This is a genomic window from Solidesulfovibrio magneticus RS-1 (assembly GCF_000010665.1).
GTDB lineage: Bacteria > Desulfobacterota > Desulfovibrionia > Desulfovibrionales > Desulfovibrionaceae > Solidesulfovibrio > Solidesulfovibrio magneticus.
Genome location: NC_012796.1, coordinates 803,635 through 823,786, shown reverse-complemented (window position 1 = coordinate 823,786; position 20,152 = coordinate 803,635). Strand labels below are relative to the sequence as shown.

The window sequence follows — 20,152 nt, the reverse complement described above, 5'->3', positions numbered from 1 at the left end:
CGTGAGCCTCTACCAGGACGTGATCATCGCCGGCTTCGGCGGCCAGGGCGTCATGCTCATCGGCAACTTGCTCGCCTACGCCGGCATGGAACATGGCTTAAATGTCACCTACATCCCGGTCTACGGACCGGAAATGCGCGGCGGCACGGCCAACTGCACCGTCGTCGTCTCCGACGACGCCATCGGTTCGCCCATCATCAGAAGCCCCAAAAGCCTCATCATCATGAACCGGCCGTCCCTGGACAAGTTCCAGCCCCAGCTCGTGGACGGCGGCGTGCTCGTCGTCAACTCCTCGCTGGTGGACCCGGCCCTGGCCGACGCCTCGCGCGTGCGCCTGGTCCCTGTGGCCTGCAACGAGATCGCCGATGGCCTGGGCAATACCCGCATGGCCAACATGGTGGCCCTTGGCGCGTTTATCGAAGCCACCGGCGTGCTGCCGCTGTCCGTGGTCGAGGAAAGCCTCTCCCACGTCATCGCCAAGCACTACAGCCACCTCATCCCCAAAAACGCCGAAGCCCTGCGCGCCGGGGCCGAAGCGGCCAAGGGGTAAGAAGAAGAGAAGATGCCTCCGGCGGCCGGGAGGGGCTAAGCCCCTCCCGGACCCTCCCTGAAAGGGGGTTTAAGGAGGCTTTACGGCGTCGCCTTCGATGTGGTGGAGAGGCGAACGTCGTTTGTTCTCTGAAGAGGTAGCCGCGAGAATAGTTCTCGGGCCAGAGGCCCGAAGCGACGCTTGAGTGGTTCCCTGATTGTCTTTCTGCCGCAGGCAAGGGCACGAATATGCAGCTTTTTGGCATCATCGGCCATCCCCTGGGCCATACGCTCAGCCCCCTGGTGCACAACTGGGGGTTTTCGCGCTACGGCCTGGACGCCCGCTACGAAGCTTGGCCGACCCCGCCCGAGGACCTGCCGGCCTTCATGGAGCGCCTGCGCCAAACGCCCATCGCCGGGGCCAGCGTCACCATCCCCCACAAAACGGCGGTCATGGCCTTCGTGGACGAGGTCACGGACCTCGGCCAGGCGGCGGGCGCGGTCAATACGCTCTATTGGCGCGACGGCCGGCTCGTGGGCGACAACACCGACGTCGAGGGCTTCTGCCGGCCCCTGGTCATGCGCGGCATCGCGCCCCGGCGCGCCCTGGTGCTCGGAGCCGGCGGCGCGGCCCGGGCAGCCGTGCTCGGGCTCACGCGCCTGGACTCCGGCGTGGTCGGCGTCACGGCCCGGCGGTTCGAACAAGCCCAGGCCCTGGCCCGGGAATTCGGCGTCCTGGCCGTGCCCTGGGACGAGCGCGGCGCGTTTGGCGCGGATTTTTTGACCAACGCCACGCCCATGGGCATGGCCGGCCGGTTCGAGGGCGTGTCACCCTACCCGGCCCAGGCGCTTGCGCCCGGCGTGGTGGCCTTCGATCTGGTCTACAACCCGTACGAAACGCGGCTGGCGGCCGACGCGGCAGCGGCCGGCGGCACCGTCGTGCCGGGACTGGAAATGTTTCTCTATCAGGCCCTGGAGCAGTTTCGCCTCTGGACCGGCCGGCTGTTGCCCGACGACGAGCTGCGCTCCCTGCTGCTCAAGACGCTCTACGGTCAGGCCGTGCCCCGGACGTGACCGGCGTCGCCAGACGGCGCGCCGGTTTCACCAAAGCCGCCCCTGTGTCGCGACGGGAAGCGAAAAGATTTCCATGGAACAGATTGTAGAGGCTCTGGCCGCCCTTGACGCCAAAACCATGATCCTCATGGCGGCGGTGCTCTATTTTTCGCTGACCATGGTGATGTTCTACACCTATTTTTTTCGCAAGACCTATCCCGGCTTTGCCTCCCTGGCCCTGGGCCAGCTGTTCTGGAGCCTGGGCGTCTACCTGGTTTTTTACCGGGTTCTCGGCGACCATCTGTCCCTGGCCCTCAGCAACGGCCTGCTGTTTTTGCAGGCGGTCTGCTGGCACCACGGCATCGCCATGTACGGCGGCATCACGCCGCTGCGGCCAAGGCTTCTGACCAACGTCGCCTTGGCCGTGCTGGCCGAACTGGCCATCCTCTATTACGTCTACGTGGATTTCAACACCTGCCGCCGGGTGGTCATTTTTTCGGCGTTTAGCGCCCTGCTCTACAGCCGCATCGCCCTGGAGCCGTATCTGGTGCGACGCTGGAAGACCTATTCCATGCAGGGCATTTATTCGGCGATTTTCCTCTCCGTCGCCGTGGCCTTTGCCGTGCGCGCCGTCCAGGCCGTAAACGCGACGGATTGCCAGGTCGGTGGCCCGGATGCCATCGTCAAGCTGCTGTTGCTTGCCAGCATGTGGATTTTTGCCTTTTTGACCTTTTGCGTGTTGTCCATGACCTCAAGCCGGGTCGAGGCGGAGCTGCGGGAAGCCCGCGACGCCTTGCGGCAGCAGGCCCAAACCGACGCCCTGACCGGGTTGTCCAACCGCCGCCATTTTCTGGAACAGGCCCAGGCCGTGCTGGAGGACCTTGAGGCTCACGGCGGCCGGGCCAGCCTGATCATGCTGGACCTCGACCATTTCAAGCGGATCAACGACGTCCACGGCCATCAGGCCGGCGATCTGGCCTTGCAGGAGGCGGCGCGGCATCTGCGGGCGGCCTTGCGAGACGGCGACGTCATCGGCCGTCTGGGCGGCGAGGAGTTCGGCGTGCTGCTGCCAGGGCTGGAAGCCGGCGAGGCTTTGGCCGTGGCCCGGCAGTTGCGCCGGGCCGTGGCCGCCTCCCGGCCCGGCGGGCTACGCGTCACGGCCAGCTTCGGACTGGCCGACGGGGCGCTGCGGTTGGACAGCCTGCTGGCGCAGGCCGACGAATACCTGTATGCCGCCAAGGAGGCGGGACGCGACCGCATCGCCTGGTCTGGGGGGCTGGTCGCGGACAACGAGAGCGGGGAGGCTTTGGCATGATGGACACTCTGCGCGCGCTGGTGCGCTTTTTCGAATCCGTGGGCCAGGTGGCGGCGGTGGCGCTTTTGGTCGCCATCGTCGTTGGCGTGGCGGTTTTTGCCTGGCTCGGCGCGGTCAGCCGCAAGATGCCGCCGCTGGTGTCGCCCACGGGCGGCCCGCTTCGGGCCGACGGGCAAAATCCCAACTGGGTCTCGACCACTGCCCGCAAAAACGATCCCCTCCACTACATCGCCCCGCGCCCCTGCGCCGATAATCCCCTCCCGGCCCTGGTGGAAATCCTGCGCCAGCAGTCCGGGGTGACCCTGGTGGATGTCGCCGAACGCTACGTCCACGCCACGGCCAAGTCATCGCGTTTCGGCTTCGTGGACGATGTGGAGCTGCTCTACGACCCGGCCGCCGGCCTGCTCCAGGCCCGCAGCGCCTCGCGGGTGGGCAAAAGCGACCTTGGCGTCAACCGTCGACGGTTGGAGCAGCTTTTCAAGGACGCCGGCCTGTAACCAGTCGCCGTTTCAACGCAAAAGGGGCGCGACCGTCATGGTCGCGCCCCTTTTGGCGTCTTTGGCCGGGAAGTTCAGCCCTGGTCGAACGCGTCGAGGATGGTAAAAAACCGGGCCACGTCCGTGGCGTCGTTGTAGAAATGGGGCGACAGGCGGATGCGGCCGCCGCGCGGCGAGCAGGCCACGCCCCGGGCGTCGAGATGGGCGAAAAGCCCGGCCGGATCGGGATGCTCAAAGGACACGATGCCCGAATGCTGGCCCCCCGTACGCGGCGAGACAACCTTGTGGTCCCGCTCGGCCAGCCCCTCGGCCAGGGAGTGCGTGACGCCGAAAATGTTCTTCGCCACGGTCTCCATACCGACCTCTTCCAACAGTGACAGCGCCTCACCGTAGGCGGCGATGGCCGCGATGTCCTGGGTGCCCGGCTCGAACCGGCCGGCCCCGTCCTTGAGCACGAAGGCTTCGGAGAGCTGCTCCGCGTCGCGCACGCTGCGCCAGCCGGCAAGCGTCGTGGCCAGGGCCGCGTCAGCCTCGGGCGAAACGTAAAAAATGCCCAACCCCATGGGGCCGAACTGCCATTTGTGGCAGCCGGCGGCCACGAAATCGACCCCCAGCGCCGTCGCGTCAAAGGGCATGGCCCCCAGACTCTGGATGGCATCCAGACAGCACAGCGCCCCGGCCTCGTGGCACAGCCGCACGAAATCCGCCGTGGGCAGGGCCGCGCCGGTCAGCCAGTCGACCGTGGAAGCCACGGCCAGCCGGCAGCCCGGCACAAGCTTTGCCGCCGCGTCCATGTCCAGAATGCCGTCGTGCTTGGGCAACTCGACGAGTTCCACGCCAAGCCGCACCAGATTGTCGAAGGGGAAACGCACCGAGGGAAAATCCGGCCAGGCCACGGCCACCTTGTCGCCGGGCTTCCAGGCAAGGCCGGCCGCCACCAGCGACAGGCCGCAGGAGGTGTTGCCGGTAAAGGCCACGCGCTTAGGTTCGGTCCCGAGCAGCCAGGCCGCCCGGTCCCTGGCCTCGTCCACCAGCCCCATCCAGCGCATGTAGTCCTTGGACGCCCGCCGCCAACGCTCGGCGTAAATCTCGTCGCCGGCCAGACAGGCCCGGCGGGGCAAGGGCGAGATGGCCGCGTGGTTAAAAAACACCGTGTCCGCCGTCACCGCGAACTCGTCGCGCCAGTTGGGGGGGTGGTTGTCGTTCATGAGGAGAAGTTGCCTCCGGCGGCCGGGAGGGGGTTACCCCCTCCCGGACCCTCCCTTATAGGGGGTTACGGGGTGGGTGCGGTTGAATGTCGTGGCGTCAAGCGCCGACGGATTCGGGCACGAGGCGGTCGCGGCGGCGTAGTTCCGGGAAAAGGCGCATCCACATGAGCGCCAGGGCCACCGCCCCGACGCCGCCGAAAATGACGGCCGGCACAGCCCCGACGAGAGCCGCCAGCAGGCCGGACTCGAAATCGCCGAGCTGATTGGACGCGCCGATAAACACCGCGTTGACGGCGCTGACCCGCCCGCGCAGGGAGTCCGGGGTGTCGATCTGAATGAGCGTCGAGCGGATGACCACGCTCACCATGTCCCCGGCCCCCAGGACCGTCAAGGCGGCCAGGGATAGCGGAAACGACCGCGACAGCCCGAAGACCAGGGTGGACAGCCCGAAAACGATCACCGCACCGAACATGGCCGGCCCGGCATGGCGGGTCAAGGGAAAGCGCGTGAGACAAAGCGACATGGCCAGGGCCCCCAGGCTTGGCGCGGCCCGAAGCGCGCCAAGGCCCCCCGGGCCAACAGCCAGAATGTCGCTGGCGAACACCGGCAACAACCCCACCGCGCCGCCCAGCAGCACCGAAAAAAGGTCCAGGGAGATGGCCCCGAAAATGACCGGCCGGCTTTTGATGTAGCGCAGCCCGTCCAGGGCCGAGCGCCAAAGCCCCTCGGCCTGTGGCGGCCGCCTGGCCGGCTTGGCCGGAATGGACAGCACGGCCAGGGCCGCGCCGACGTAAAAGACCGCGCCCAGGCCGTAGACCACGCCCGGTCCCAGGGCAAAAAGGAAACCGCCCGCCGCCGGCCCCAGGATCATGGCCGTCTTCCAGACCGAGCCGCTCCAGGCCAGCATCCTGGGCAAGGCCTCCAGGGGCACCAGCGAAGGCAGCAAGGCCTGCAGCGAAGGCGTCTCAAAGGCCCGGGCCGCGCCAATAAGCCCCACGCAGGCGAACATGCCGCCAAGGCCGAGAAAGCCGCCGGCCGTCTCGGCCAGAAGCGTGAGCAGGGCCACGGCCTCGATGAGCTGGCACACCCCGGCGATGCGGCGGCGGTCCACCCGGTCGGCCACCTGCCCCACCACCAGGGTCAGCAGGAATTGGGGCAAAAATTCGGTCAGCCCCACCAGTCCCAGCATGAAGGCGCTGCCGGTCATGGCGTAGACCTGCCAGCCCACGGCCACGGCGGTCATGTGGTAGGCAAAGCCCGAGGCGCTGCGGGCGGTCCAGAACCGGGTGAATGACGGATTGCCGAAAATTTCCGAAGCCATGGGAAGTCCTCGCGGGGTGATGCAGCCACAGGCGGCCGGGCCGCCTGCGCAACCGGCAACGCCGGCGCGCCCCTCCTACGCCTTCGCCGCCCCGGCGTCGAGGGGGACGGCCGGCCCGGCCTCGGCCAGCCCCAGGACGACGTCGTAAAGGGCCAGGTAGAAAAAGGCGTAGCGCGAGACAAAGGACGTGAGGTCGTAGTCCACCAGGCCGTGGATGGCGACCTCGGCCGTAAAGGCGGTCAGCACGGCGAAAAACATGACCAGGACGAAATCGGCGCTGGCCGGTCCGGCCGGATCGGGCGCGGTCGGCGGCCGGGCCAGGCGGGCATGGTAGGCCATGGCGATGGGGAACGAACGCCGGATGAGAATGAAACCCAAAAAAAACAACAGGAAGATGCCGGCCAGTCCCATGTCGTAGTAGAAGGCGAGGTAGACGTTGTGCACCTCGAAGACCTTGATCCGGTACATGAAGCCGCCCGTGCCCAGGCCGCCGAGGATGGTCCCGCCGCTTTCGCCCACACGCTTAAATCCCTCGCGCCAGATTTTAAAGCGCGTCGAGATGCCTGTGGCGTCGGAGTCGCTGGAGGAGGAGGACTTCTTTTTGCTGAACAGCAACTCGCCCGTGTAGCCGAACCCCACGAGCATCCGGTCGATGTAGCCGGGGGTGGTGACGAGCATCCCGACGATGACCATGACGACAAACAGCGTGGTCTTGCGCAGAAACAGGCGTCGGGTGGCCGGCAGGGCCAAAATGAGCAGCACGGCCGCGCCGCAAAAGCCGAGCAGCGCGCCCCGGCTGGCCGGCAGCAGCATCATGCAGAAAAAAAACATGGCCCCCAGCCCCCAGCCCGCGCGCCGAGCCCTGGTCCGGGCCAGCACGGCGTAGCCGGCGGCGATGATGCTGGCCACGCTCAAAAACCCGGCGCTCTGGTTCCAGGATTCGATGCCGCCGGCCCGGGTGGTGTAGAAATAGATCTCGAACACGAGCCGGAGACTGCGATCCAGGGGCACGTGCAGGACATATTCCCACTCCAGGGCCCCGAGCACGCCGGCGGCGGTCATGACGGCGCTGGCGAACAGGGTCTTAAAGAGGATATCCAGGCGGCGCGGCGTGTCGACCAAAACCATGACGGTCCAGTAAAGGAGTAGGTTCGTGGTCAGTCGCGCGATGTTGGCTAGTCCCCAGGCCGTGTGGGGCGTCCACAGGAGGCTGGCCGCCTCGGCCACGAAAACCAGCAGCAGCACGGGCAGAAAGGCCGAACGCGGCCGTAGCGACAGTCGGCCCTGGCCGGCCCGGACAAGCATCCCCAGAAACGTGAACACCAGCGGCAAGACGTAGGGATACAGGTGCAGTTGCAGGGTGTTGACGACCAGGGTGTAGATATTGGGCGAGGCCAGGATGAGGCAAAAGGCGGTGGCGCACAGGCCGAAAAAGGGGCTGGCCAGGCAGGCTATAAAAAGCGCGAGGGTCCCGGCTCCGGCCAGGACCGACCACCAGGGCAGGCCCGAGGCGGCCAGGACCACGGCGGCCAGCCCCCCGCCGGCCAGGACGGCGGCGACGGCGGCGGCGTATCGGGACGCGGCCGGGGCGCTCGGGGCGAGGTGGTCGTTCAAGGGCTAGCCGGTCTCGCCGGTTCGGGCCGGAAACGCCGGGATGGCCTGCTTGCGGGCAACAGCGTGCATGGGGAAATCATTACCGAAAACAGCCGGCCTTGTCCCGCGTCGCATCAGGAGCCGCCGGCCGACGCCCCGGAGGCCGAAGAGCAGTCGGCCGGGCACACGCCGCGTGAGCGCTCGAAATCGTCGCACACCCCGTCGCCGCATTTGCCGGCCGCACCGGGAGGCGGACCGCCCGGGCCGCCCGGAGAACCGCCGGGCGAACCGGACGAAACCCGCAGCGTCGGCGAGGCCGGCTTGATGCCGGACGAGGCCGGAGCCGCCGGGCTGGACGACGAGCCGGATGCCGGGCCGCAGTCCTGGGGGCACACGCCGCGAGCACGCTCGAAATCGTCGCACACCCCGTCGCCGCACTTGCCGGCCGCGCCAGGGGGCGGGGCACCGGCCGGGCTGGCGCTCGAAACCGGCGGCGTCGCGCCGACCGGAGCCGTCGGGCTGGACGATGCGCCGCAATCGGCCGGACACACGCCGCGCGAACGCTCGAAGTCGTCGCACACCCCGTCGCCGCATTTGCCGGCCGCCCCAGGAGACGGGCCGCCGGCCGGGCTGCCGCTTGAAACCGGCGGCGTTGCCCCTGCCGGACCGGCGGGAGCGGACGCCCCGCAATCGGCCGGACACACGCCGCGCGCCCGTTCGAAATCGTCGCACACCCCGTCGCCGCACTTGCCGGCCGTGCCCGGAGGCGGGCCGCCGGCCGGACCAGCGGCCGGACCAGCAGCCGGGCCAGGCGCGCCAGGGGGCGGCGTCTGGCCGCCGGGACGGCAGGCGGCGTACTCGTCCTCGCTGACCCGGCCGTCGCGGTCGGCGTCGCAGGCAAGATCGGTGCGGCAGTAATTGATCAGCGCCAGTTCGGTGAGCCGGCAGCCGGCCGGCGCGCTGGCCCCGGCGTCGCAGCCGTTTCGGCGGCGCAGTTCCGTGATGGTGTCGCAGGGGCCGCGCCCGGGCGCGGGCTTCCAGGCTTCGATGGCCTTTACCGCCGACAGGGCGTGGGCCGTGCGCCAGGTGGGCAGCCAGGCATTGGCCGTGTCCGGGTCGAGCAGGTCCACGGCGTAGCCCATGACGCCACCCAGGCTTTTGACGCCGCAGCCGATGGCCAGCAGGTAGTTGATCTGCTCCTTGCTCTCCCCGGCCCCGGGGGCCCGGCCCGGCTCGTGGCCGTTCTCGGCAGCCACCCAGGCCAGCTTGCCGGCGGCCACGATCCGCTCCACGGAGCGCAGGATCAGGTCGAGCTGGTCGTTTTCAAAAAACAGCGGCTGGCCGAAACGCGGATTGGGATTGAAAAAGATCCCGTCGATGTCCGGATGCGCCCTGGCCGAGGCCCTGGCCCGGGCGTTGAGGAACAGCACGTGTTTTTTGTCCAATGTCTTGAAGAGCCGGCCGAAATAGTCGGTCTCGTCGTCCCTGGCCCAGGTGCGGAAAGCGTGGAAATCCATGCCCTTGGGCGTAAGCCACCGGGCCGGGTCGCCGTCGCGGTCGTTGGCCGCATCGGGAAACGGCCGGCGGGAAAACAGGGCCGGATCGCGCACCAGCTCAGCCGGAGGCGGCACGCGAAAATCGGTGAGCGATACCTTGGGATCGCCCCAGGCCTGGCGCAGGCCGGCGTCGGTCCCGTAGCGGGCCGTCAGCCAGGAGCGGAAGCGGGCCGTGAAATCCGGAGAATAGTCGGTGAACATCATGGGCCGGCGGCCCAGGCCCGGCCCGCCGCCCGGGGCGTCCACCACGATGTAGTTGGGGCCGTAGCCGTCCTCGCCGGTGGGGCCAAGGCCGAAGGCCCAGCCGACCAGGGCCGGATGGGTCCGGTAGCGCCCGACCAGGGCCTCGATAAACGCCCCGAAATCGCGTCGGGCCTCCGGGCTGCCCATGCTCGGGTTGGCGTAGGCCGTGCCGTAGGCGTCGGTCTCGCAAGACCGACAGGCCGAGTGTTCCTGATAGCCCGCTCCCTGGGGAAAGCCCTGTTCGGCCAGCCACCAGCCGGGCACGAAATGGTTGGCCGAGGTCTTAAGCACCACCTGGGCCTTGCGCCTGGCCGCGTAGTCCATGACGGCGTCCAGGGGGGCGAAGTCGTAGCGGGCCGCTTGCAGCGTGGCCGGCCGGGCCGGGGAGCGGTCGATATCGCTCCACCAGACGCTGGCCATGACCAGGCGCACGCCCTGGGCCAGGGCCGTGTCCACGGCCCGCTTCATGGCCTCGACCCAGCGAGGGTCGCCGTATTCAGGCTGGCCGGGCATGGGGTTGCCCCGGCCGGGATAGTAATAGATCTCGACAAAGCCCGAGGTGGCCGGTTTGCCGTCGACAAGCAGGATGGGCCGGCCGCCCTCGCGGCCAACGGCGCTTGGGGCGGCCAGGGCGCGGCCTGGGCCGGCCAGGGAAGCGGTCAGGATCAGGCAGGACAGCAAAGCAGTCAGGCGGGCGCGGATCATGGGCAGCTCCTGGGGCCGACGGCCCCGGCCGGACTCAGACGGCTGCGAAAGCCAGGGCCGCGCCCGCTCCGGTCTGGCCGGCCACGGCCGAAGCCTGGGGCGTAGGGTCGGCGACAAGGAGGTTGCCGCCAACCAGACTTTTCCCGACAAAGCCTTCGAAATCATACGCATACCGGGTGGCCCGAAAGACATTGTTGGCATAGCCCAGGCCCACGGCCTCGGCCGACGCCCCTTGTCGCAACAAGCCCTGGTCAGTGTCCGGGTTGACGTAATTCCAGACCGTTTGCCCGGCCGGCGTGATTTCCAGCAAGTTGCCGGTCGCGCCAAGGGTCACCAGGGTGTCGCCGTTCTCCAGACGCTGGGCTCCGGAGACGTAGGCCGAATAAAAGCCGGGCACGTCGCCGTCGGGATAGCTCCAGACCACCTCGGGTTCGGCAAAGGACCCGTCGAAATTTCGGCGATACGTGCCGTCCTCGTCCACGGGCAGGACCAGTTCCTGGACGTGGGAATACTCGCCATACGGGCTTTGCCAGCCGTTGTTGAAGACCAGCACATTGCCGGCTCCGGGCAGCCCGTCTTCGATCCACAAAGCGTCGTGCTGACCGTAAAGGGTCTGGTCGGCGGCCGCGCCGGCGTCATAGGTCTGGGGATTGCCGAAGCGGTAGAGGAGATCGCCGCCGTGGCCGGCCTTGCCGCCGGTTGTGCCGGCCGCCTCGGCCGTGGTCGTGCCGTGGTCGATGATCCAGACCTCGCTTTGGGTGTGGACGCTCAACATGATCTGGTCGGTTTCGGCATTGTAATCGATGCCGTTGATGTGGGTCCAGTCGGAATCGACCTTGCCGGTTTCCCTCACCAGGGCGCCGATGGAATTGAGGTTGATGCGCTCGGGGTGGCTTGACACCTGGCCATAATCGGGCAGGGCCGGGTTTTCGTCCTGCACGAGATGGTCCCAGGCGTGCCACTCCCAGACGACCTGGCCCGAATTCGGTCCGGTTTTCTGGACCTCGACGACGTAATCGACCAGCAGGCCCTTGGTCGGGATGAACGCCGGGGAACGGCCGGCCAGATAGGCTTCCTGAGGGCTTTTGTATTCCCAGGCCACCAGCAACAAATTGCCGTTTGGCATGACACAGAAATCGTGGTGCTGGCTGTAGTCCTCGCCGATGTACTTATAACTCCACACGAGGTTGCCTTCCCAGTCGAACTCCTCGATAAGGCCGCCGGCCGGGGCGTTCATGATGCCGACGTGGGCGTTGCGGTAGGCGACAGCGGAGCGCACGAGGTCGCCGTTGTCCAGGAGATACGCCGCTCCAGCGCCGACACGGTCGCTGGTCCAAGAGTTGACGACCTGGCCGGCGTTGTCGAGAAGCCAGGTGTCGTGGCCAAATAACGTCGAAACCAGAGTCAAGCCGGGCTGGGCGGCGACGTCGGCCGCAAAAAGGCCAAGGGTTTGTTCCTGGGCATTGCCGTTAGTCATGGACGCTTCCTGGGTCTGGCAGGCGAAGCAATGCCCGACCGGCCAACGACGCCTGGGGCAGGCCGATAGAGCCTCACCTTTCCTGATGTTGCGCCAGGATGAGTACGAACATCCCCTCTCCCGACTCTCCGGTGGTAGACGCAAGCCATGGGCGCGTCAAGACGGCCGCCTCCGGTTGCCACTGGCAACCGCTGCCGCCGTCATTGACAAATGGCCTGCAGCGTGGTCTATATTATCACCGTTTTCTCTGGAGAATGAACAATAGACTTGTTTGCCAGCACGGAAAGAGGTCTGCCACCTTGCTTGCTTCCTTATTCAAGCCACGCCGTCGCGTTGTTCCCCCTGGGGATGCTCCTATGCCAACCAGCGTCTTACCGAAGCCACCCCTGACTCGGGCCTATACGTTAAAGGTCTCCAAGATTCCGGATTACTTCGGGGTATTGCTTGGAAATCCGATTCCGGAGGTCTTCGACACGGCGTTTCTGGCCAAGTCCGGCTTCCGCTACGCCATTGACCGGACTTTCATCGACATCCTTGCGGGGCTGGGGTTTCTCACTGAAGCCGGCCAGCCAACTCGCCGCTATGCCGATTTCCACGGCCGTCGCCTGTCCGGGACCGTGTTGCGCCAGGGGTTGGCCGACGCTTATGCCGGCCTGCTGGCCGAACTGCCCAACGCCGCCGTCTGCCCCGAACGCGAAATCATGGAGACCGTGTCCCGGTATTTCCAAGGGGAAATCAACGACATGGCGGCCTGCGGCATCGCCGCCACCTTCCTGGCCCTGACGCGTTACGCAGCCAGCCTCGACAACGGTGCGGCCAGCGCCGACGCGGCGCAACAACCGGCCGTCACGCCCGATTCGGCGTCCAGGCCGGCCTCGTCGCCTCCCGGCGCAAACGGCCCAGCGACGGCGTCCAAACCTGCGGCCGCGCCACACTCCGGAGCCGCACCGGCTGCCGCACCTGAGTTGACCGCCGCGCCCACATCCGTGGCGGCGGGCCAGCCCGAGGCGACGCCCAAGCCGGAGGCCGCGTCCGGGTCCGTGGCGGCGGGCAGCCCTGCTGTTGCCGTTGCGCCCGTGGCCGCTCCGGAACCGGTTGCCCAGGAACAGGCCGCGTCACTCCAGGCCGCGCCTGCGCCTAAGGCCGGCGCCCATCCCGAGGCTTTCGCCCCAACCACCGCCGAGGCCACATCCGCCCCCGTCGCTCCCGCGCCGGAACCGGTTGCCCCGACCGCCTCCGTAGCGGCATCGCTTGCCGCCGCGCCGGCGTCCGCCGTCACCAAAGCGCCGACTCCGGCCAAGGACATGGAAACGGCGGCCAGGCCGGACGCAGCCCCAGGCATCGTCATCGAGGCCTTCCCATCGGAAGCCCGGGGTTCGAGCCCGGCCGCGCCCAAGCACCCCACAATCCACATCACCCTGCCGGCCAGCACCGACGAGGCGGTCTACGACGCCATTTTCGCCAGTTTGAAGCGCCATCTGCTGTCGCCGGGCGAAAATGCCTAGTGGAGCATCCCTTACAAAAACACGATAGTTTTTATAAAATTCAGGGGTTTCAGCATGCTGCTTCCGAAATGCCTATGCGCTTTTCGTGGACGCGCCACGAAAGCGTTACCCCGTCAGCAACGCCGCCCAAACGGCGTGTTGGCTGCCTGACATACCCCCAAAAAACATACGCCGTCCCTTGCCGAAGAATGCGGCAAGGGACGGCGCGTTCTCTCTTCTATTCCATCAATCGCGGAAAAGGCCGGCCGTTACTTTGGCAGCGCCTTCCACTCCTCGATCACTTTCTTGCAGGCCGGGCTGGCCTTGTCGAGATTTTCCGGTTTGGCTACGCAACCGCGCCGGCCGCCGCCGCCTTTTTGCACATCGGCACAGGGGCCGCCCGGGGCAATGAGCGCCGCGCATTCTTTTTCAAACAGTGCCCGGTTGGCGGTGTCGGCAGCTTCATCAGCAGCAAAGGCCGTGGCGCTCACCAGCGACAGCGCCAGTACAAACAGCAAGCATCGCATTCTCTTTCCTCCTGACTTTGTTGGAGTTCGGAAAAAGCCAGCAAACTTACGCGATCATCTGTTGAAAAGAACCTCCGCTTGAGATATCCTAAAAGGCTTTTCAGCAAGTTCAAAAAATCACAAAGTTCGCGTCTTGTCCAGTAAAAAGTTGCTTCCCAAAACGATTCTGCCAGGTTCTCTGCAAAAAAGCCTGCGGCGGCCTTCCTGCCCGGTGCTCCGCCTATTACGGCAAAGCCCCCAAGAGGTCGTCTGAGCCGGAAAAACTACCGGCCAAGAAACCCGGGCAACCGGGGGCCAAGGGGCCGCGCCGGTTCAGTCCCGGTCGATCGCCACAGCCGTTGGCCGCCCGCCGGAGGCCCAGCTGCGTCGCCGCAGCGCCACGGCAGCCTCACCGCAGCATCAGCGCAAACACGCCCCAGCCCAGGTATTCGCGCGTGTACGTGGCGTAACGTACGGGTTCCGAGGTCAGCTTGGCCCGAACCTCCCCGGCCAGCTCGTCGTCGGGATGGGCCTGGAGCCAGCGGTGCATGGTGAGCCATTTGGCCGCCTCGTAGCGGTCCCAGCCGTCCTGGTCGGCCAGGACCATCTCCACGACGTCGCAGCCCAGGCGGCCATAAGACGCGACAAGCTCCGGGAGGGCGAGAAAGTCGGCGACCGCGCCGGCCAGACAGCCTTTGGCAACGTCTTCGGTCGGCGGCAATTGCCGCCAGTAGGGTTCGCCGATGAGGATGATCCCGCCCTCACCCAGGCTTCGGGCCAAGAGCTCGACCGTGCCGGCAACGCCGCCGCCAATCCACGTCGCGCCGACGCAGGCGGCCACATGCACCTTCTCATCGGCGACATAGCCGGCGGCGTCGCCGTGGACAAACCGGACGCGGTCGGCCACGCCGAGCTCCACGGCCCGGCTTCTCGCCTGCTCGGTGAACAAGGAACTCATGTCCACGCCGACGCCGCGTATGCCGTGATCGCGGGCCCAAGTGCACAGCATCTCCCCCGACCCGCTGCCGAGATCGAGGATGCGCGTCCCGGGTTCCAGACGCAACGCCTGGCCCAGCACCGCGAACTTGTCGGGCGTGAACGGATTGTGGATGCGATGCGCGCTTTCCGTGATGGTGAAAATCCGCGGAATGTCCATTGGGGATAAGCTCCTTCGTGGGATGAAGGCATCCAAAACGCGCCGGTTGGGCGACCATGTCCTTCATCGTTATGATTGGAACAGCTTTGGAGCAAATCATCAAGGCAACCAAAAAGGGACTACCGACCGAGTCGGCAGTCCCCAAAATCGTGGTGCCCGAGGCCGGAATCGAACCGGCACGTCCCGAAGAACAAGGGATTTTAAGTCTCAAAAATCGCTCAATTTTAACCGTAGATTACCAAGAATACTCAAATAATATCAGACAGATGACTGCTCACGACTTTTCATGAAAATGCACGTTTTTCCAGACCGAGTGGAGCAAAATTGGACCAAATTGGAGCAACTTTTTTTGCTCCACTGACGAGAAATGTGCTTTTATCGAGCTTGGCGGAATGTTCATCCAGTCCCGGGGAGAACTCGCGGCTGGCCGGCAAGCGCTCTCCGGAGTGTGCACTGCGACGCCGTTCCCTTTCTGCAGGAGGATGAAAAAGGAGGACGCCAAGAAGCATCAGCAGGAAGGGCGCCCCTGATTTTCCCGAAGGATCGTGAGCGCGTCAGGCACGGCGTCCAGCACCTTCAACAGGTTGGTCACGGCCCGACTGGTCAGGGCATCCCCCTTCTCATACTTGGTGAACGCTTTCGGGCCGCCGCCGATGAGGTCGCCGGCCGCCGCCTGGGTCAGCCCGAGCTTTTTGCGGATGCGCTTGACCTGCGGGCCGTCCAACAGCCCCTCGCACCTCGCCTTCATGGCGTTTAGTGCTCGGTCGGAGACCTTCATGTCCGCACGGGTATAGAGACCTTCCCCGCATTTCGGGCAATACCATCCGGGCATGGCGACAGTCATCGTCTGTCCCTTGTAGGAAAATTCCACCGGCCTCACGTCACGAACCATTTCGATTCCGTCTTCGTGGCACATGGGATGTGTTTCCACGCTATTTCTCCTTGAAAGAGAGCAGGTCAAAGGCCGAAATCCTTCCAGCCATAAATTTCACGTACAAAATCCCGGCGGATGTCGGCACATGATACACATCCTGCCAGGCCGCGTTGTCCGCGTAGGCGGTCATGGATTTGTAAAAGTGCCTGCGGTTCATGCTCTCAATGACCACCATCATGCCATCATAATCGAAGCCGAGGCGTTGGGCTGCCTGGGCGGCGGTTCTCGTCACGGCGACTTCGCCCCTTCTCGCCGCATCCTGGAAAGAGCCCAGGTCATACGTCGGCTTTCGCTTTTCCATGAGGAAAAGTTACCATAAAGGTACTTTTTGTCAAGGCCATCGGCCTCGGCCCGGGCAGGGGCATTGTCGCCGCAGCCCCCCTCCTCCCCGTCGGCAGGCATCCTAACGAGCGAGAATAGATCTAACTTATTAAAAACAATGGAAAATAAAATTTAAAATTTTTTCCACACCTCGCTATCTATCTGAAATATTTAACTTTCTAAAAACGGCTTATACGGCAATCCCCTTCAACTATACCATGCAATGACATTCAGTGACAAAACTACACTCTACGTTGACATACAGTGACATAACTGCATTTCAGTCAACTTGCCACTATTTTAAAAATCGTGTTTATGCCTGCGTGCTCACAATTTGCACAGATACCGAGGAGTACTCATGGTCAAAAAAATGTTTTACTACATCGAAGACATGTCCATCATTCTTGGAAAAACTCCAGCATCAATCCACGGTCATCTCGCCCGAAAGCAGTTCGACGCTGTGCCGCCGCCTATAAAGTTGGGTCGCCGCCTCGCCTGGAATCCAGCCGTGGTCGAAAAATGGGTCCAGGAAAAGACCGATCGAGCCGACGGAAAAGCGAATCCCCAACGCACCCTCACAACGCCCCCCACTAAACGGCGCGGACGTCCGCGAAAATCGGAACGGAAAAATGGGGATGAGCAATGAGCAGCGCAATCCGGGGGCTGCCCCGGGCTCAGCTGCAGATCGGTGCCACAACCGACGATCCTGATGACCTTGCCCTCAAGGAATGGCCTCGATTCTCGTTTGACGCCTGCCCAGGCATCCTGGGCGAGTTCGTGCGACTGGCGACACGCGACAGCGAAGCCGATCCGGCGGCGGTCTGCATCACCGCGTTGGTGCGCTTCGGGGCGGAGGTTTACGGCTACGCGCCCAACCGAGGCCCACACCTCTATGTGGGCGAAACCATCCACCCACCGCGACTCTTCGCCGTCATCTGCGGCAATTCCAGCAAGGCCCGCAAAGGGACCTCCCGGCATCCCGTGACAAAGCTCTTTGAGCGGAAACACTGCCTGCCCATCGACCTGAAGACATGGGGCGTCCCTTTGCCCGCCAGGGAGAGCGGCGGCCCGCTCTCCACGGGGGAAGGCCTGGCCCACCATGTGCGAGACGAAAGCGACGAGGAGCGGGAACGAAGGCAGCGACAGAACCCCGCCGAACCGGTCCGCGAAAAGGGAGACAAAAGGCTCGTCATCATGGACGAAGAGTTAGCAAGCGCCTTTGCTTGCTTCAAACGGGAAGGCAACACACTCTCCATGGGCATCCGTTGTTTCTGGGACTCCGGCGACTATGCCCCCCTGACCAAAAACAATCCCATCCTGGTACGCGGCGCGCATATCAGCATCATCGCCCACATTACCATGCAGGAACTCGCCGTGTGTTTGGGCGAGGTGCAGGCAGTGAATGGCTTCGGCAACCGGTTCCTTTGGATATGCGCCCGGCGATCGAAACTGGTGGCCTTGCCTTCACGGATGCCGGACGCAGAGCTTGCGCCCTTGCAGCGCGAGCTTTGGCGGCGCGTGGGGCAAGCGCAGCAACGTGGGGTCATGACCATGACGGCGAATACCTTGGAGCTCTGGAGACACGTCTACCCAGAGCTCTCCCAGGAGCACACAGGCTTGGCCGGAAGTATAATCAATAGAGCAGAGGCCCAAACCCTGCGTTTGTCGCTTCTCTACGCGCTCTTGGATGCACAGGGGGAGATCGAGGAGCCCCACCTGCAGGCGGCCCTTGCCATGTGGCGCTACGCCCAGGACTCGGCGCTGTACATCTTCGGGGATCGGGCGACAGATCCGCTTGAGGATAAAATCCTGGAGGCGCTCAAGACCGGTCCGCTCACAGCGACCGAACTGAGCTCAGCCCTCAGTAGGCATGTCCCCCGCGACCGCCTCAAACCCCTGCTGCAGCAACTCGAAGCACAACAGCGCATTACCATCACCAAGGTCAAAAACGCGGGCCGTCCCCGGATCATCCTGGCCTTGCGCGAATTAAGCGAAAAAAGCGAACAAAGGAGGATCGGTGCATGAGGCTTTTTGCGCTTCTTTCGCTTTTTTCGCCATGGGTATGTTTCTCCGCAGAATCTGCGCTCATTGGTGGTATGCCGCATAGCCAGCCTACCCGTTGTGGGCACGCGCTGACGCGGTGCCCCCTGCCGGGGCTGGCGGGTGGGCTGCGCCCCCCCTCGACCCCTGCCAAAGACATCAAGACAGGTGACGCCATGAAAGAAAACGCCCCAAACCGCACAGCCTGGATCAAGCTTCGCGTCACCCCGGCTGAGAAGGAAGCGATCATGGCCAAGGCGAAAGCCCAGGGGCAGACCGTGACGGATTTCATCCGCCAACGAGCCTTGGATTATCGTCTGCGCAAAACGCCCTTGGAAAAGGAGCACGTGCGCCAGCTCGCCCGAGTGGGAGCGCTCTTGAACCAGTTGGCTCGGTGGGCCAACACGTACAAAAGCCGCGCGGAGACCATACGTGTATTGGCAGCCCTTTTAAGCTTCGAGAGGGCACTCAAGCGAGACGCTGCCCCAGATGACCGTGACCGGCAAGAAACCTCTCTTCCCCTGGAGTCAAAACCCTCCGTGGAGACGCCATGTATATGAAGGTCTTCCCGCACGGCCAAGGGACCGGGGATGGGCCGACGCGCTACCTGGTGCTGCCGGACTACCCGGGCCGGGACAACCATCCCCCCGAGGTGCTGCGTGGCGATCCTGAGCAGACCCGAGAGCTGATCGACTCCCTGGACACCAAATGGAAGTTCACGGCCGGGGTTCTTTCCTGGCATCCGGACGAGGTCGTGACGCCCAAGCAGGAAACACGCGTCATGGACGACTTCGAGGCCGTGGCCTTTGCCGGCCTGGAGCCGGACCAGCGCAATATCCTCTGGGTGAGGCATCACCATGCTGGGCACCATGAGCTCCATTTCGTCATACCACGCGTGGAGCTCTCAAGCGGCAAGGCGTTCAATCCCTGTCCGCCCGGCTGGCAAAAACACTTCGACGTGTTCCGGGACCTGCACAATCACCGCGAAGGTTGGGCCAGGCCGGACGATCCGGCCAGAGCCCGACTGCGCACGCCGGAACACGCGGACCTGCACAAAGCCCGTCTGCTCCGATGGGGCACAAGGCCCGGCAAGGACGAACGCGCGGAGGCCAAGGACGCCGTCCACGCCTTCCTGCTCATGAAGATCGAAGAGGGACAGGTCACCAACCGTTCAGAGCTCCTTGCGGCGCTTCAGGAGGCAGACCTGGAAATCAACAGGGCGGGCAAGGACTACATCACCGTCAAAGACCCAGCCAGCGGCGAAAAGCTTCGCCTCAAAGGGGGAATCTATGTCGAGCACTGGCAACTCACTGGCCTCCCTGGCCTCCCTGGCCGAGCGCATGCGGGCCAAGACAGAGCAGGACCGGCAGAGGTTCGAAGCCCTGACCCGGCAGCAATTCGACGCCTTGAGCGAGAGCTTGCGGCAGTCATCGACCGCCGCGCTGCGTACAACCGAAGCCGTTATCCAGGACAGCTCGCGCAGGACAGTCAACGCCCCTTCAGCTAGGGGGACTGTCCGGGCCTCGCTGTTCTTGGTTTCGGGCAAGAGGACGTATCGACCTCGGATATTGACATTCTTCCAGAACAGGCTGGCGATTTCTTCCCGGCGCATGGCGGTTTCCAGGGCGAAGAGGATGACCGGCCTGAACCTGGGCGAAGCGGCAGCCAGCAATCGCTCTTCCTCGCCATCTTCCAGGCGTCGGTCGCGGCCTTTGGCGGGCCTTGGCTTGGCGGCCAGCTCCACAGGGTTTTGCAGGCTTTCCATGCCCCAATCCGAGCGGGCGTAGTTGAAGAGCTTGGAGAGCAGGGCGAAATCCAGGCGTATGGTGTTGCCGCTCCCCCCTTCACCTTCGCGTTCGCGGCGGAAGTCGGCAATGTCCCGGGCGCGGATGGTGGCCATGATCCGATGGGCGAGGGTCCGCTTCTGGAGGAACCTGGCCCGGTCGGTTTCCCGCTTGGCATGCTTCAGGCGCGGGATATACTCCTCAATGTAGCGCTCAAGGCACTCGCTCAGTGTATATTGCTCGGCCTCCTTGGCGGACACGAAGAGGCTCTTGTTCATGGTCGTTTCAATGTCCTTGGCCCATGCTTCAGCTTCCACCTTGGTGTCAAAGGTCTTGCACGTCGTGGGATAGCCCCGCTTGCGAATCCGGGCTTCCCACTGCGCTGCACCGCGTTTTCGGATAGTCGCCATGCTGCCTCCTCAAAAAGTCGA

At 64.8% G+C, this 20,152-nt stretch carries 20 protein-coding genes and 1 pseudogene; 10 read left to right on the top strand and 11 right to left on the bottom strand.

Annotated elements, in window-relative coordinates; all coding sequences use genetic code 11:
* Position 1 precedes the first annotated feature (1 nt).
* The 4 genes from DMR_RS03540 (at position 2) to DMR_RS03525 (ending at position 3,393) form a co-directional block, all read left to right on the top strand.
* Positions 2-550: a 2-oxoacid:acceptor oxidoreductase family protein gene (locus DMR_RS03540; protein ID WP_012750302.1), complete on the top strand. Its 549-nt coding sequence runs from the start codon at positions 2-4 to the stop codon at positions 548-550.
* Positions 551-777: 227 nt separating this feature from the next.
* Positions 778-1,602 carry a shikimate dehydrogenase gene (gene aroE / locus DMR_RS03535; protein ID WP_012750301.1) on the top strand — a complete coding sequence of 275 codons (825 nt, stop codon included), beginning with the start codon at positions 778-780 and terminating at the stop codon, positions 1,600-1,602.
* A gap of 73 nt (positions 1,603-1,675) precedes the next feature.
* A complete protein-coding gene (locus DMR_RS03530) occupies positions 1,676-2,896 on the top strand; it encodes a GGDEF domain-containing protein (RefSeq protein WP_012750300.1) in 1,221 nt (406 codons plus the stop codon).
* On the top strand, positions 2,893-3,393 hold the full coding sequence (locus tag DMR_RS03525; RefSeq protein ID WP_012750299.1) for a DUF1499 domain-containing protein: 501 nt from the start codon (positions 2,893-2,895) through the stop codon (positions 3,391-3,393). Before DMR_RS03530 ends, DMR_RS03525 begins: the two co-directional genes overlap by 4 nt.
* A gap of 74 nt (positions 3,394-3,467) precedes the next feature.
* Here the strand turns inward: DMR_RS03525 and DMR_RS03520 are convergent, their stop codons facing one another.
* The 5 genes from DMR_RS03520 to DMR_RS03500 form a co-directional block, all read right to left on the bottom strand.
* Positions 3,468-4,601 (bottom strand): aminotransferase class V-fold PLP-dependent enzyme, encoded by a 1,134-nt coding sequence (locus DMR_RS03520; RefSeq protein ID WP_012750298.1) that lies wholly within the window; start codon positions 4,599-4,601, stop codon positions 3,468-3,470.
* Positions 4,602-4,698: 97 nt separating this feature from the next.
* Positions 4,699-5,922: an MFS transporter gene (locus tag DMR_RS03515; protein WP_012750297.1), complete on the bottom strand. Its 1,224-nt coding sequence runs from the start codon at positions 5,920-5,922 to the stop codon at positions 4,699-4,701.
* A 75-nt stretch (positions 5,923-5,997) separates the two neighbouring features.
* Positions 5,998-7,536 carry an O-antigen ligase family protein gene (locus DMR_RS03510; protein ID WP_070098046.1) on the bottom strand — a complete coding sequence of 513 codons (1,539 nt, stop codon included), beginning with the start codon at positions 7,534-7,536 and terminating at the stop codon, positions 5,998-6,000.
* 113 nt (positions 7,537-7,649) lie between these two features.
* Positions 7,650-10,019 carry a beta-galactosidase gene (locus tag DMR_RS03505; protein WP_012750295.1) on the bottom strand — a complete coding sequence of 790 codons (2,370 nt, stop codon included), beginning with the start codon at positions 10,017-10,019 and terminating at the stop codon, positions 7,650-7,652.
* A gap of 34 nt (positions 10,020-10,053) precedes the next feature.
* Positions 10,054-11,496, bottom strand: a complete 1,443-nt coding sequence (locus DMR_RS03500) for an aryl-sulfate sulfotransferase (protein WP_043600009.1) — start codon at positions 11,494-11,496, stop codon at positions 10,054-10,056.
* Between the two features lie 356 nt (positions 11,497-11,852).
* On the opposite strand from DMR_RS03500, the gene DMR_RS03495 reads away from it, so the two are divergent.
* On the top strand, positions 11,853-13,001 hold the full coding sequence (locus DMR_RS03495) for a DUF5343 domain-containing protein (RefSeq protein WP_043600006.1): 1,149 nt from the start codon (positions 11,853-11,855) through the stop codon (positions 12,999-13,001).
* Positions 13,002-13,249: 248 nt separating this feature from the next.
* Here DMR_RS03495 and DMR_RS03490 read toward each other — a convergent pair whose 3' ends face one another.
* Both DMR_RS03490 and DMR_RS03485 read right to left on the bottom strand, forming a co-directional pair.
* Complete coding sequence (locus tag DMR_RS03490; protein WP_012750292.1) at positions 13,250-13,507, bottom strand: hypothetical protein; 258 nt, start codon at positions 13,505-13,507, stop codon at positions 13,250-13,252.
* A 388-nt stretch (positions 13,508-13,895) separates the two neighbouring features.
* Positions 13,896-14,642, bottom strand: coding sequence for a class I SAM-dependent methyltransferase (locus tag DMR_RS03485; RefSeq protein WP_012750291.1), 747 nt, complete (start codon positions 14,640-14,642; stop codon positions 13,896-13,898).
* A 56-nt stretch (positions 14,643-14,698) separates the two neighbouring features.
* Here DMR_RS03485 and DMR_RS24220 point away from each other — a divergent pair, with 56 nt between their 5' ends.
* Complete coding sequence (locus tag DMR_RS24220; RefSeq protein WP_012750290.1) at positions 14,699-14,932, top strand: hypothetical protein; 234 nt, start codon at positions 14,699-14,701, stop codon at positions 14,930-14,932.
* On the opposite strand, the gene DMR_RS24870 is transcribed toward DMR_RS24220, so the two are convergent.
* The 3 genes from DMR_RS24870 to DMR_RS03475 all read right to left on the bottom strand — a co-directional run bounded on the left by DMR_RS24870 (position 14,927) and on the right by DMR_RS03475 (position 15,877).
* Positions 14,927-15,076 carry a hypothetical protein gene (locus DMR_RS24870; RefSeq protein WP_158304238.1) on the bottom strand — a complete coding sequence of 50 codons (150 nt, stop codon included), beginning with the start codon at positions 15,074-15,076 and terminating at the stop codon, positions 14,927-14,929. The two genes, DMR_RS24220 and DMR_RS24870, sit on opposite strands and share 6 nt — an antisense overlap.
* A gap of 74 nt (positions 15,077-15,150) precedes the next feature.
* Positions 15,151-15,573: a type II toxin-antitoxin system MqsA family antitoxin gene (locus DMR_RS03480; RefSeq protein ID WP_043600002.1), complete on the bottom strand. Its 423-nt coding sequence runs from the start codon at positions 15,571-15,573 to the stop codon at positions 15,151-15,153.
* Between the two features lies 1 nt (position 15,574).
* On the bottom strand, positions 15,575-15,877 hold the full coding sequence (locus DMR_RS03475) for a type II toxin-antitoxin system MqsR family toxin (RefSeq protein ID WP_012750288.1): 303 nt from the start codon (positions 15,875-15,877) through the stop codon (positions 15,575-15,577).
* 378 nt (positions 15,878-16,255) lie between these two features.
* Here DMR_RS03475 and DMR_RS22900 point away from each other — a divergent pair, with 378 nt between their 5' ends.
* The 4 genes and pseudogenes from DMR_RS22900 to DMR_RS25720 all read left to right on the top strand — a co-directional run.
* Entirely contained in the window at positions 16,256-16,543 is a 288-nt protein-coding gene (locus tag DMR_RS22900) for a transcriptional regulator (protein WP_081429567.1), read from the top strand.
* On the top strand, positions 16,540-17,922 hold the full coding sequence (locus DMR_RS03470) for a DUF3987 domain-containing protein (protein ID WP_012750287.1): 1,383 nt from the start codon (positions 16,540-16,542) through the stop codon (positions 17,920-17,922). Before DMR_RS22900 ends, DMR_RS03470 begins: the two co-directional genes overlap by 4 nt.
* A 191-nt stretch (positions 17,923-18,113) precedes the next feature.
* Positions 18,114-18,497, top strand: coding sequence for a plasmid mobilization protein (locus DMR_RS03465; RefSeq protein WP_043601480.1), 384 nt, complete (start codon positions 18,114-18,116; stop codon positions 18,495-18,497).
* Positions 18,488-18,895: pseudogene (locus DMR_RS25720) on the top strand (relaxase/mobilization nuclease domain-containing protein); the annotation flags it as partial. The gene DMR_RS03465 and the pseudogene DMR_RS25720, both read left to right, overlap by 10 nt.
* A gap of 213 nt (positions 18,896-19,108) precedes the next feature.
* Here DMR_RS25720 and DMR_RS03455 read toward each other — a convergent pair.
* Positions 19,109-20,131 carry a tyrosine-type recombinase/integrase gene (locus DMR_RS03455; RefSeq protein ID WP_012750285.1) on the bottom strand — a complete coding sequence of 341 codons (1,023 nt, stop codon included), beginning with the start codon at positions 20,129-20,131 and terminating at the stop codon, positions 19,109-19,111.
* Positions 20,132-20,152 lie beyond the last annotated feature (21 nt).